Origin of the sequence: Arthrobacter sp. efr-133-TYG-118 (genome assembly GCF_030209755.1) — a bacterium.
Lineage (GTDB): Bacteria > Actinomycetota > Actinomycetes > Actinomycetales > Micrococcaceae > Arthrobacter.
In genome coordinates, this window is record NZ_JARVRH010000003.1 from 38,948 (window position 1) to 51,188 (window position 12,241).

General features: G+C 65.1%; 10 protein-coding genes. 5 read left to right on the forward strand and 5 right to left on the reverse strand.

Translation table 11 applies throughout. From position 1 onward, the window contains the following. Nucleotides 1–84 precede the first annotated feature (84 nt). Nucleotides 85–876, forward strand: coding sequence for an SDR family NAD(P)-dependent oxidoreductase (locus tag QRN59_RS02155; protein WP_284980871.1), 792 nt, complete (start codon nucleotides 85–87; stop codon nucleotides 874–876). Beyond that, a complete protein-coding gene (locus QRN59_RS02160; protein ID WP_284980872.1) occupies nucleotides 873–2,126 on the forward strand; it encodes an acyl-CoA dehydrogenase family protein in 1,254 nt (417 codons plus the stop codon). Before QRN59_RS02155 ends, QRN59_RS02160 begins: the two co-directional genes overlap by 4 nt. Nucleotides 2,127–2,311: 185 nt before the next feature. Here the strand turns inward: QRN59_RS02160 and QRN59_RS02165 are convergent, their stop codons facing one another. The 3 genes from QRN59_RS02165 to QRN59_RS02175 form a co-directional block, all read right to left on the reverse strand. Beyond that, nucleotides 2,312–2,644, reverse strand: a complete 333-nt coding sequence (locus tag QRN59_RS02165; protein WP_284980873.1) for an L-rhamnose mutarotase — start codon at nucleotides 2,642–2,644, stop codon at nucleotides 2,312–2,314. Nucleotides 2,645–2,710: 66 nt separating this feature from the next. Continuing rightward, nucleotides 2,711–4,105: an MFS transporter gene (locus QRN59_RS02170; RefSeq protein ID WP_284980874.1), complete on the reverse strand. Its 1,395-nt coding sequence runs from the start codon at nucleotides 4,103–4,105 to the stop codon at nucleotides 2,711–2,713. Nucleotides 4,106–4,366: 261 nt separating this feature from the next. Continuing rightward, entirely contained in the window at nucleotides 4,367–5,422 is a 1,056-nt protein-coding gene (locus tag QRN59_RS02175; protein WP_284980875.1) for a LacI family DNA-binding transcriptional regulator, read from the reverse strand. A 169-nt stretch (nucleotides 5,423–5,591) separates the two neighbouring features. Between QRN59_RS02175 and QRN59_RS02180 the strand changes: the two genes are divergently transcribed. From QRN59_RS02180 to QRN59_RS02190, 3 genes are read left to right on the forward strand one after another with little or no spacing between them, the layout of a single operon-like run. Further along, complete coding sequence (locus tag QRN59_RS02180; protein WP_284980876.1) at nucleotides 5,592–6,761, forward strand: Gfo/Idh/MocA family protein; 1,170 nt, start codon at nucleotides 5,592–5,594, stop codon at nucleotides 6,759–6,761. Then, nucleotides 6,761–7,975 carry a dihydrodipicolinate synthase family protein gene (locus QRN59_RS02185; protein ID WP_284980877.1) on the forward strand — a complete coding sequence of 405 codons (1,215 nt, stop codon included), beginning with the start codon at nucleotides 6,761–6,763 and terminating at the stop codon, nucleotides 7,973–7,975. Before QRN59_RS02180 ends, QRN59_RS02185 begins: the two co-directional genes overlap by 1 nt. Further along, a complete protein-coding gene (locus QRN59_RS02190; protein ID WP_284980878.1) occupies nucleotides 7,972–8,844 on the forward strand; it encodes a sugar phosphate isomerase/epimerase family protein in 873 nt (290 codons plus the stop codon). The genes QRN59_RS02185 and QRN59_RS02190 overlap by 4 nt, the downstream gene beginning before the upstream one ends. A 63-nt stretch (nucleotides 8,845–8,907) precedes the next feature. Here the strand turns inward: QRN59_RS02190 and QRN59_RS02195 are convergent, their stop codons facing one another. Both QRN59_RS02195 and QRN59_RS02200 read right to left on the reverse strand, forming a co-directional pair. Further along, nucleotides 8,908–11,022 (reverse strand): DUF6807 family protein, encoded by a 2,115-nt coding sequence (locus tag QRN59_RS02195; protein ID WP_284980879.1) that lies wholly within the window; start codon nucleotides 11,020–11,022, stop codon nucleotides 8,908–8,910. A 121-nt stretch (nucleotides 11,023–11,143) separates the two neighbouring features. Further along, nucleotides 11,144–11,980: a DUF1684 domain-containing protein gene (locus tag QRN59_RS02200; RefSeq protein WP_284980880.1), complete on the reverse strand. Its 837-nt coding sequence runs from the start codon at nucleotides 11,978–11,980 to the stop codon at nucleotides 11,144–11,146. Between the last annotated feature and the right edge of the window lie 261 nt (nucleotides 11,981–12,241).

Sequence of the window (12,241 nt, forward strand, 5' to 3'; positions counted from 1 at the left end):
GCCGCAGGCCCCTCCCCGGTGCACAATCAAAGTGATTCAGTTAACATTCATTAACGGATTTTGGTTCTGCATCAAGGAGGATGGATGGACATCAAGGGCGCAGTTGCGTTGATAACCGGCGGGGCTTCGGGACTGGGGGCCGCAACAGCAAGGCGATTGCTCGACGCCGGAGCATCGGTAGTGCTGCTTGACCTTCATTCCTCTCCCGGTGAGGCTCTCGCCAGCGAACTCAATGCCTCGGGAGCCGACGGCAGGGCCGTGTTCGTCCCAGCCGACGTCACCAATGAAGAGCAAGTGCAAGCCGCCGTCGAGGCCGCCGTCGCGCTGGGTCCGCTCCGGATCCTGGTCAACTGCGCCGGCGTCGCTACCCCGGGCAAAGTGCTCGGCAAGGACGGCGTGCTCCCACTCGAGAACTTCAACAGGGTCATCCAGATCAACCTCGTGGGCACATTCAACGTGATCCGCCTGGCTGCCGCCGCGATGGCCCGGAACGAGCCCGCGTCTACCGAACTCGGCGGGGAGGAACGCGGCGTCATCATCAACACGGCCTCCGTGGCGGCTTTCGACGGCCAGATCGGGCAGCCCGCGTACGCCGCGTCCAAGGGTGCCGTGGCCGCGATGACGTTGCCCCTGGCCCGTGAATTTGCGCGCTCGCTGGTGCGTGTCATGGCCATCGCACCGGGCATTTTCGAAACCCCCATGCTGGCAGGCCTGCCCCAGGACGCGCAGCTCTCCCTTGGCCAGCAGGTACCGCACCCCGCACGTCTTGGCCGTCCCGCCGAGTACGCCAACCTCGTGGCGCACATCGTGGAAAACGCCATGCTCAACGGCGAAACCATCCGCCTCGACGGCGCCATCCGGATGGCACCGAAGTGAGCCAGGCGCACAAGCTGGCGGCCGCCGTCGAACACCCGGCTGGTTCTCTGCCTTCGGCGGATTTTTTCGATTTCGAATCGCTCCTCAGCGTGCAGGAACAGCGCAAGCTCAACGAGCTCCGGGAATTCCTGGCCGCGGAAATCGCGCCCTATGCCAAGGACTGGTGGGACAAGGCCGAGTTCCCGGCGCACATCCTGCCCAAGCTCGCCGCGCTTCGCCTGAGCACCCCGACGCACCGCGGTTACAGCAACCTGTTCGCCGGGTTGGTGATCGCTGAAATGACCCGCGTGGACACCTCCATAGCCACGTTCTTCATGGTCCACCACGACCTTTTCATCGAGGCGCTCTACGAGTTCGGCTCCAAGGACCAGCAGGACCGCTACCTGGACGACGCCTCCAATCTGCGGACCACGGGAGCGTTTGCGCTCACGGAACCGGATCACGGGTCCGACGTGGCCGGCGGCTTGCAGACGGTGGCTCGCCGGGTCGCAGGGGGAGCCGACGACGGCGGCGACTACTGGGTGCTGAACGGCGCCAAGCGCTGGATCGGCAACGGGACGTTCTGCGATCACATGCTGGTGTGGGCCCGGGACGAAGCTGACGGCGCCGTCCGAGGCTTCATCGTGGACGCCACGCTGCCCGGGGTGACACGGAGCAAGATCGAGAACAAGATCGCCCTGCGCACCGTGCAAAACGCCGACATTGTCCTCAAGGACGTGCGGATTGCCGAGGCGGATCGCTTTTCCGGGATCAACAGTTTCGCCGACACCAACCACCTGCTGCGAGGGTCCAGGCTCATGGTGGCCTGGCAGGCTGTGGGACAGCAGTTGGCGGCGTTCGACGTCGCCCGGAAGTACGCCCTCGAACGCCAGCAGTTCGGCCGCCCGCTGGCGAAGTTCCAGCTGATCCAGCAGCAATTGGTGGACATGCTCGGAAATGCCGTGGCCAGCATGGGCATGATGGTGCGGATCGCCCAGCTGCAGGAAGATATCTACACGGACAGCAAGGGAGTGCGGCACGGCGGAGCCCAAATGGCCCAAGTGGCCCTGGCCAAGGCGTACTGCAGCGCCCGGATGCGCGAAACCGTGGCGATGGGCCGGTCCATCCTGGGCGGGAACGGCATAGTGACCGATTACCGGATGGCAAAGATCTTTGCCGATGCCGAGGCGATCTACACGTACGAAGGATCGTTCGAGATCAACTCGCTCATCGTAGGCCGGGCCGTGACAGGAGTTTCCGCGATCGTTTGAGGGGCGCGGTCGGGGGCAGGAGTTTCCGCGATCGTTTGAGGGGCGCGGTCGGGGGCAGGAGCCGGAGGCCGGGCGCGGTCTGGGGATCGATTCCGGGCGAGGGGCGCGCCAAACCGGGGCTTGTTTCCCAGGCCGGAGCTTGAAGCGCGGCGATGGGAAACAAGCCCCGGTCTGAGTCTGAGGCCTTAGCCTCCGGACAATTGGTCCTCCAGATTGAAGATTTCCGTGAGTTGGACGAAGCCTTGGTCCGGCGCCCGTTCGTCGTCTTCGAACAGGAGCGCCATTTCCGCCTGCCAGCGGGCATTCACATCGGTCAAGGCCATTCGCGCACGTGCGGCGTCGAAATCGTCGCATTCCACGTATCCCACCAACAGCCCGTCGTCGGCCAGGAACAACGAATAATTGCTCCAGCCGGCCGCCTTGAGTTCACGGAGCATCTCCGGCCACACAGCCGCGTGCCGGCGTCGATATTCGGGAATCTGGCTGGGTTTGACCGAGGAACGGAAGCAGACGCGCATGTGGATTCTCCTCTTCTGTGAATCGTTTCATTCAAAAGCCGCGATTCGCCGTCGTAATCGCTTGGGTTACCGGGCGCCGCTCCGGAGCTGGCGGTACTCCTCGCGGGCAACTGGCGTCGCGTTCGCCGTCCCCAGTTGGTTGAGCGGGATACGGTAGGTTTCACGGGCCGACCAGGCGGCAACGGCGCCGATGACACAGATTCCGAAGCAGATGGACCCGATGATGAGCGGGACATTCGCCGATCCCGGCGGGGCGATTGCCGTGAAGATGCTCGGAAGGAACGCGGTGATGACGAGGCCGATGTTCTGCGAGATGGCGAATCCCGTGACGCGGGTGCGGGCGGGGAAGAGCTCCTGGAAGAAGCTGGCGAAGGTTGCATTCCAGACCTGGTACAGCGTGCCCCACATGATGATCGAGAGGACGATCGTGAGCAGTACGTTGTTCTGGCTCACCGCGTACAGGTAGGCGTAGGCCAGCACGCCGGAGCTCAACGAGCCGAAGATCATCAACGGCCGGCGGCCGAACCGATCCGACAGATCTCCGAACAAGGGGATAAGGGCGAGTGCGACGACGTTGGCCAGGACCGGGATCCAGAGGTAGACAGTGGTACTCATCCCGACGCCGTAACCCGGCTGGGTGGCGTACGCCGCGCCGAATACTGCGACGGTGACGCCGACGACGTTGACCAAGGTCATGCAGATTGCCCGGACCACGTCCACGCCGCTTTCCCGCAGAACGCGGACGATCGGCATCTTCGGGATCTCCCGGTGCGCCTTTTCTTCAGTAAAGATGGGTGTTTCTTCGACCCGGCGGCGGATCATGTACCCGGCGAACACCACAAGGGCGCTGAGGAGGAAGGGAATGCGCCAGCCCCAGGATTTGAACGCATCGTTGGAGAGCACAGCGGAGAGCGGGAGGAAGACAGCCGCCGCGATGATCTGCCCGGCCTGGGTGCCTTGGAGCGCGAAGCTTGCGTAGAAGCCCCGACGACCGAAGGGTGCGTGCTCCACGATCATGGCGCTGGCGCCGCTCAGCTCGCCGGCCACCGCGAAGCCCTGGATGAGCCGGACGGCAACCAGGAGGACGGGGGCCAGAAGCCCGACCTGGCCATAAGTCGGCAACAAAGCGACGGCGAAGGTCGACGCGCCCATCATCAACATGGCCAGGACCAGGACGTTCTTCCGGCCGTGCTTGTCGCCCCATTGTCCGAGGACGAACGCACCAATCGGGCGAGCCACATAGCCCACGGCGTATGTGCCGAGCGAAGCGATCAGTGCAACGGTCGGGTTTCCAGCGGGGAAGAAGACGCCCGGGAAGACGAGCGCTGCGGCCTGCGCGTAGATGAACCAGTCGTAGTACTCAAGGGCGCTGCCGATCCAGCCGCTGGCTGCCGCTTTCCTCGTGGTGCTGGACGGTCGCGGTCCGGTTGAACTTCGCTGCGTGCTCGCGTCGATCTTCATATTGTCCTCCTTTGGACAAGTCGTTTTGGGCCACTGGAAGGGCCTTCCCGTCTTTGGGTCTGGTTTCCAGTAGGAGGGCGGCGCCATCGCAAGAATCGGTTTGAACTTCCGCTTGGTATGCGCTTTCCCAACTGGTAAGCGCTTTCCATGAGACACCCCTGCGGCCCCGCTGTCAAGGGGAAATTGTTGTGCCGGTCACACCGGCGGACTCTCGGCCCGGCGTGATCGGGTCATCGATGGAGCCGCCCCGAACCCAGGGAGCTAGGGCGAACCCGTGCTCCTGCGGAGGGTGACGCTCCCGACGACGGCGGCCGCACCGCCGTTGTCGTTGGAAAGGGTCGCCATAGTTGCAAGCCGTCCGATTTCTTCCAGCGGCAGGCTCACGGTGGAGAGCGCTGGCCGGAAGTCCCGGAGCCATTCGATGTCGTCGAACCCTGCGAGACTTGCGTCGTGGGGGACCCTGAGCCCCTGGTCCCTCAACGCGGCGGCCACGCCGATAGCCATGACATCGTTCGTGCCGAAAATGCACAAGCGTTGATCCGGCGCCGATCGGTCGGACGCCTTGATCCGCCAGGCCAGTTCAATGCCGGCGTCGAAACCGCCGTTCCGGTTGAACGCAACGTGCACAATATCCGCGGCGGGCTGGCCGGCGTCGGACAAGCCTCGTTGGAATCCCATGACGCGCTCATCCGAAGTGGTCAGCCCCTCCGGCCCGGCCACAATGACGAACGGCCCTTTGTGGGTACGCGCCAGATCCCGCGCCAGGTCCCGCGCAAGTTGCTCGTTGGGGACAGCGATGGTGCGGTAGCTGTCCGTTTCGGCGACGCCCAGAATCGCCTGCCCGACGACGCCCACGCGCCCGCCGTTGCGGCAGTAGCGGTCCAATTCGGCGGCTAGGTCGGTGTTCGCGCGGGCGTCCTCGGAACGTGTTGAGCGCGATCCTGCGATGACGATCGACTCGGCCCGCCGTGCAGCGAAGGCGGCGACAGCTTCCTTCTCCTCGGCGGGTGTGCCGTTGGTTGTGGCGAGGAGCACCATCCGGCGCTCTTGCCGCGCCGCGGCCTGGACGCCTTGCGCTATGGCGGAAAAATATGGGTCGGCGATGTCGTGCACAATCAGCCCGATCAGCCCGGAGCGCGCTTTTGCGAGGCCCTGGGCCTGGGCATTCGCGATGTAGCCGAGGGTGTCGGCCGCCTGCCGGACGCGCTCGGCGATCTCCGGTGCGGGCGTCCTGGCAGAGCCATTGAGCACCCTGGAGGCCGTGGCGGGGGAGACGCCGGCCAGTTTGGCCACTTCGGACAGCGTGCTTGCAGTCACGGACAACTCCTCTTCAAAAGCCTCAGTCTCGGGCACTTTCAGCAACATCCGATTATTGCAGTCCTAACCAGCCTCGGGAAAGCGATTGCCAGACCTGGAGTCGCGTGTCATCATGAATGCATTGGGAATGCGCTTTCCCACTTCATTTACTTTCCATTGAAGAGGACTCATGGGCTACGAAACAAAGACGATCCGCATCGCCATGAACGGCATCACCGGCCGGATGGGCTACCGCCAGCACCTGCTGCGTTCCATCCTCCCCATCCGGGACGCCGGCGGCTTCACCTTGGCAGACGGCACCCGCGTCCAGGTTGAACCGATCCTGGTGGGCCGCAACGAAGCGAAAATCCGCGAACTCGCCGAACTCCACAAAGTCTCCGAGTGGTCCACCGACCTCGACGCAGTCATCAACGACCCCACGGTGGACGTCGTTTTCGATGCGTCGATGACCAGCCTCCGCGCGGCAACGCTGAAGAAGGCAATGCGCGCCGGGAAACACATTTTCACTGAAAAGCCGACGGCGGAGACGCTGGAAGAAGCCATCGAGCTGGCCCGGATCGGCAAGGAATCCGGCGTGACAGCGGGCGTGGTGCACGACAAGCTTTACCTGCCGGGCCTGGTCAAGCTGCGCCGCTTGGTGGACGAAGGCTTCTTCGGCCGCATCCTCTCCATCCGCGGCGAGTTCGGCTACTGGGTGTTCGAAGGCGACGTCCAGGCAGCGCAGCGCCCATCCTGGAACTACCGCAAGGAAGACGGCGGCGGCATGACAACGGACATGTTCTGCCACTGGAACTATGTCCTGGAAGGCATCATCGGCAAGGTCAAGAGCGTCAACGCCAAGACCGCCACCCACATCCCGGCCCGCTGGGACGAACAGGGCAAGGAATACAGGGCCACGGCCGACGATGCCTCCTACGGCATTTTCGAGCTCGAAACCCCGGGCGGTGACGACGTCGTCGGCCAGATCAATTCCTCCTGGGCCGTCCGCGTCTACCGCGACGAACTCGTGGAGTTCCAGATCGACGGCACGCACGGTTCCGCCGTCGCGGGCTTGAACAAATGCGTTGCGCAGCAGCGCGCCCACACGCCCAAGCCCGTGTGGAACCCGGACCTGCCCGTCACGGAGTCCTTCCGCAGCCAGTGGCAGGAAGTCCCCGCCAACGCCGATCTGGACAACGGGTTCAAGCTGCAGTGGGAAGAATTCCTGCGCGACGTCGTCGCCGGCAGGGAACACCGCTTCGGCCTGCTTTCCGCAGCCCGCGGCGTGCAGCTCGCCGAGCTCGGCCTGCAGTCCAACGACGAGCGCCGCACCATCGATATCCCGGAGATTGTGCTCTGATGACTTCCCTTCTCCTCCCAAACCACGACGGCGGGACCCGCCTTTACAAGTTGCAGCCGGCCACGTCGTGGGCCAGGCCGACGGCGCCGCTGACGTCCAGGCGCGCCTACGCCGCCGCGCACGTGATTCCGGAAGCGACGGCCGATAACACCCCGGGCGCCCCGGCGCACTTGGACTGGGATGCCACGATGGCGTACCGGCACGAGCTGTGGTCCTACGGCCTGGGTGTTGCCGACGCCATGGATACCGCCCAGCGCGGCATGGGCCTGGACTGGGCCGCAACGCAGCAGCTCATCAAGCGAACCGGCGTCGAAGCGGCCTCTGTGGTGGCGTCCGGCAATGCGGCCACCGCCGGCAAGACCGTCCAGGACCTCGTGTCCTGCGGAGCCGGCACCGACCAGCTGGACCTCGACTCTGTTCCCGATGGTCCCGCCGGCATCAAAGCCGTGCTGGACGCGTACCGCGAGCAGATCGCCGTCGTGAGTGAAGCCGGACCGAAGGTCATCATCATGGCGTCCCGGGCGCTGGCCAAAGTGGCAGCCAGCCCGGAGGACTACCTGCACGTCTACTCCACGCTCCTGAGCGAAGTGGACCAGCCCGTCATCCTGCACTGGCTCGGGACCATGTTTGACCCCGCATTGGCCGGCTATTGGGGCTCGGGCGACGTTTCCAAAGCAACCGAAACCTTCCTTGGCCTCATCCGCGATCACGTGGACAAAGTGGACGGAGTGAAGGTCTCGCTGCTCGACGCTTCGCATGAAGTTGCCCTGCGCGCAGCGCTTCCCGTAGGCGTCCGCCTCTACACCGGCGACGATTTCAACTACCCCGAACTGATCGCCGGCGACGGGACCCGTCACTCGGACGCGCTGCTGGGCATCTTCGCCGCGATCTACCCTGCGGCGTCGGTAGCGTTGCAGAAGTACGACGCCGGCGACGCTGCGGACGCGCGGGCCATCCTGGACTCCACCCGCGAACTGGGCAAGCACATCTTCAGCGCGCCGACCTTCTACTACAAGACCGGGATCGCGTTCATGTCGTGGCTGAATGGCAAGCAGGCCGGATTCCAGATGGTCGGCGGACTGCATTCCGGCCGCTCGGTGGTCCACCTGGCACGCACGTTCGAACTCGCCGACCAGGCCGGGCTCCTGCGCGATCCCGCGCTGGCCGCTTTCCGGATGTCCGATTACCTTCGCATCAACGGAGTGGGCGCATGAGCAACTTTTCGCGACTGTCGGACTTTTCAAGATTGTCACTGAACAGGCTTTCCTTGAACACTGCCACCACGAAGAAATGGACGCTGGCCCAGGCAGTGGACGGTTGCGTCCGGGCCGGAATTCCGGCGATCGGGCCGTGGCGGGACATCGTCGCCGACACCGGCTTGGACAAGGCCGCCAAGCTGATCAAGGACGCCGGACTTCGCGTCTCGTCCCTCTGCCGGGGAGGTTTCCTCACCGCGGCCGACGCCGAAGGGCAGGCGGCCGCGCTGGCGGACAACCGGGCGGCCATCCTGGAAGCCGTGACGCTGGATACGCAGGAGCTCTTCCTGGTGGTCGGCGGGCTCACGCCGGGGGAGAAGGACGTCGTGGCGGCCCGCCAGCGCGTGGCCGATCGCCTCGAGGACCTGGTGCCCTTCGCCGTCGAGCACGGCGTCCGTCTGGTCCTTGAGCCGTTGCACCCGATGTACGCGGCAGACCGGGCGCTTATTTCCACGCTTCGCCAGGCACTCGACCTCGCCGCACCGTACGACGCAAGGGCAGTCGGCGTCGCCGTCGACACCTTCCACGTCTGGTGGGATCCGGAACTGGAGCAGCAGATCGCGCGGGCCGGCCGGGAAAGCCGGATCGCCTCTTACCAGGTGTGCGATTTCAACCTCCCCATCGCCGCCGACGCCCTGCTCTCCCGCGGCATGATGGGCGACGGCGTGATCGACTTCGCGACGATCGGCACCTGGGTGCGCGACGCGGGTTACACGGGCGACATCGAAGTGGAAATCTTCAACCAGGACATCTGGGATGCCGACGGCGACTCGGTCCTGGAAACCATGAAGCAGCGCTACGCGGAACTCGTGCTGCCGTACGCGTAAACACCCAACGCAAAAAGGCGGGGCACCAGTTTGAACTGAACTGTGCCCCGCCTTTCTGCATGCCTATCCTACGGCGGAGACCCGGCCGTCTATCAGCTCGGCGACCTCGGCCGGAGACAGCTTGGCGTCGACGATCCATACGGTGAAGGTGCGGACCAAGGAGTCGCCCGCGGCAAGCTCCACTGGCCGGTCCCAGGCGAGGGCCGAACCCACTGCGGGGTAGTCCGCCATCCGCACGAACCAGGGATCCTGCGCCTCAGCCGGGGCGGCGAACACCAGAGTGGCGGGGCCTTCGGGGAAGTCCGCGGCCCAGGCCAGCCACGGCGACGCTGAGCCGTGGACTTCGGGTTCACCGCGACCTTCCGGCGTGAAGACTTCAGCTTCGGTGCACGCAGGCAAACGCCAGAAGAAGCCGCCGTAGCCGCTTCCGAGGGCGCCGTTGGAGCCGGGGCCGCCCAGCGAGGAGTCGACGACGGCGGTCAGTCCCGTTCGTAGCTCGAGTTGCCACGTGCGGCGGTCAACCAGCAGGGAGCGGGAGGTGCGGCGTTCGCGGAGCAACTCAGTACCGTTCGGTGCCTGCCAGCTCAGTTCCTGCTCCAGCAGGCCTGCCCCGGACAGTGCGGAACGTTCGATGATGCGGCCGTGGTCTTGCCGTTCTTCGTATCGGCCTGCAGAGCGCGTGTACGTCCTGCCGCCCCAGAAATTGCTGCCGTTCACGTCCTGCAACGAGAATCCCGCGCCCAGGTGCCAGGGGTGGTCCGCCGGGAGGTGATCGGTGACCGTGACACCGGCGAGTGTTCGGACCGGGTGCAGATAGGGACGCGGGGAGAGCCGCTCGGCAAGGCCGGCACCGCTCTGCAGGGTTGCCAAGACGACAGCGGCCTGGTCGGTTTCATTCGCAGCGGCGCCCGGCAGGCCGCCGTCGCCCGGTAGGCCGCCGTCGGGCAGGCTCAAAACAGGCCTTTCGACGTCCGCCCCGGCAGGCCGCGCCCACGGCACGCCGAGTTCGCTGAAGGTGGCGTGCGCCGCCGTCGAGCGTTCCAGGGCGTCTTCGATTCCGTTGACCACGGCACGCGCAGCGTCGCCTTCGCCCTCCCAAGTGATGTACTGCCCGGGGATCAGTGCGGGAGATTCCGCGGTGCGGATGGCCTCCAAGACCTGCATGAAGGCGCCGCTGTCCGCGAGCGGACTGATCAGCGGCGCGCCGGTTGCAAGGCCCTCCACGGAGCGCAGCTGATGACGCTGCTCCAGCAAGTCCTCGGTGAGGTCCACCCGGGTGTAAACCGTCTCGCGTTTCCCGGTGGCAGAGCTGACCGTGAGGCGGTCTTCGGTGTAGTGGAAAACCGCCGTGCCCTCGCTCCCCTGCAAGGTGATGTACGGTTCCACGGATTCGGCGGCGCATAGGGTGAGCGCACACGTGATGGGGAGGCCCGCGGCAGTGCGGATCCGGATCACGGAGGTGTCGTCCGATTCGATGTCATTGGCGCGATACAGGTCTGTTTCCACAGAGGCAAGATCCTCCACCGTCCGCGCCCCCGCGATCCTCAGCGCGGTGGCGATGGCGTGTGCCAGCGGGTTGGTTGCTACCCCGTCGACGACGTCGACGCCGTCCAGGCTGCGTTTGCCCGCCCAGCGGGAGCGCTTGTAATAGGCGCGGTCGCGCACCCAACGCCCGGTGGCCGAGATGCCCAGAAGCGTGCCGATCTCTCCCGCCGCAAGCAGTTCCTCAATGGCCAGCAGGGCCCGGGATCCGAGGCTCTGGAAACCGACCTGGACGCTCCTGCCGGCCGCGGTGGCGGCTTCCTGCAAACGATTGAAGTCGGCGAGGGAAGCGACTGGAGGTTTTTCGAGGTAAAGGTCTGCGTGGGGGAGCGTTGCGAGGGCGAGCTGCGCATGCGTCTGGATGGGTGTGGCCACGATAACCAGGTCCAGTGCTGGGGTTCCGGCCAGGAGTTCGTCCAGGTTGCTGAATACAGCAGTTCCGGGCGGGAGGGCGCCGGGGGTAGGCGGATTCGGATCCGCTACGGCAACAAGGCGCACGACGCCGTTGGCCTGGAGCCTTTCGAGGTTCTGCAGGTGGTGCGCGCCGAAGCCGTGGACCCCCACAAGGGCCACCCGGCTTGCTTCATGGCTGGGCTGTTTGCGTTCTGCCGGGACGGGCGTGGACAGGGTGCCCATGGCTCTCCTCATCTATCCCCGGGGGCGGGGTTGCTGACGTCGGTGTCGTTCCAGGAGCGCTTGGTAAGCGCTTTCCAAGAAGAGTGTACCTTGCCTTATAGGAGATGTAACGCCCTTGGTTTTAGACGATCCGCCCTGCCGGCAGCTTTTCCCCGGCTTCTACCGCCACGTCGATCGAGTTTCCTGACACCGGCATAGGGCACGTTCCGTACGGAGTGAAGGCACTGGGGTAGTTGATGGCGCGGTTGAAGTCGAGCACCACGGAACCGTCATGCCTGGGGCGCGAGACGGCCAGCTTGCGCCATTCGTCCGTGGTGTTGCCGTTCGTTTCGTCGTGGAAAGTGATGGTGAGGGCTCCGAGCTTCTCTGCCTCGGCGTGCAGGCGGATCTCGTGGGGGAGGCCCGGCGCCCGGAAAACCACCTCGCCGACGGATCGGTGCACCCCGTCCACCAAGGGGTTGGCTGTCCCGATCGGAACATCCACCGGTTCGGGGTATTCCTCGAAGCGGCCTTCGAGCACCCAGTCCGGGTTGTATGCGTAGGTGGGAACGGCGTCGAACTCCGTCAACACCGGCGAGGAGTTGTCCCTGGTGCGGATGGCATACTTGTCCGCGCGCATGGCCAGCTCGACCACCACCTCCGTGCCATCCGCGCCGCCGAACTGCACCCACATGAGCGATTCCTCATCCTGGAGGGTAGCCGAAATCGTGCCGTCCACAGGAGCTCCCGTCTCCACGAGCGTGAGCCCGTCCGCCGCGCTCGCGGCGAGTGTCGCCGTCGTGCCGTCCGTTGACCAGAGCCCCGGGACGAGCTCGACGGCAGCGGGTGCGGATTCGAGCCACTGGAAGGAGGTGAGGGTCAGCCAGCCGTGGTCCGCGGCAAGCGCGGCATTGCGGCCGTTGCGGAAACGCTGCCAGCGTTCCAGCTGGGCGTTGCTTGCGGGGGCTATTGCGCTCATGGTTCCTCCAGCGGCTTGGGCGGTGTTCGTTGGCTTAACCATGCACCCGTCACCACCATTCCCGGAACCCAACTGACTCGCATTAGATGTCGTTCTGAGGGCTGATAACGACATCAACTGCGAGTCAGTTGGGCGGCCAAGGCGGACGCAGCGACAACATTTGAGACGGATTGCCACCCCCTCAAGAGCTGCGGGTAAGATTCCCTAGGAATATTAGTAATCCGGCTCACAGTATCCAGCGCAGTGTACGGGCCACACCCA

Coding starts and splice junctions, on each gene's coding strand:
- QRN59_RS02200 (WP_284980880.1), bottom strand. CDS start 11,980: ATGAGCGCAATAGCCCCCGCAAGCAACGCCCAGCTGGAACGCTGGCAG.
- QRN59_RS02170 (WP_284980874.1), bottom strand. CDS start 4,105: ATGAAGATCGACGCGAGCACGCAGCGAAGTTCAACCGGACCGCGACCG.
- QRN59_RS02180 (WP_284980876.1), top strand. CDS start 5,592: ATGGGCTACGAAACAAAGACGATCCGCATCGCCATGAACGGCATCACC.
- QRN59_RS02155 (WP_284980871.1), top strand. CDS start 85: ATGGACATCAAGGGCGCAGTTGCGTTGATAACCGGCGGGGCTTCGGGA.
- QRN59_RS02195 (WP_284980879.1), bottom strand. CDS start 11,022: ATGGGCACCCTGTCCACGCCCGTCCCGGCAGAACGCAAACAGCCCAGC.
- QRN59_RS02165 (WP_284980873.1), bottom strand. CDS start 2,644: ATGCGCGTCTGCTTCCGTTCCTCGGTCAAACCCAGCCAGATTCCCGAA.
- QRN59_RS02185 (WP_284980877.1), top strand. CDS start 6,761: ATGACTTCCCTTCTCCTCCCAAACCACGACGGCGGGACCCGCCTTTAC.
- QRN59_RS02190 (WP_284980878.1), top strand. CDS start 7,972: ATGAGCAACTTTTCGCGACTGTCGGACTTTTCAAGATTGTCACTGAAC.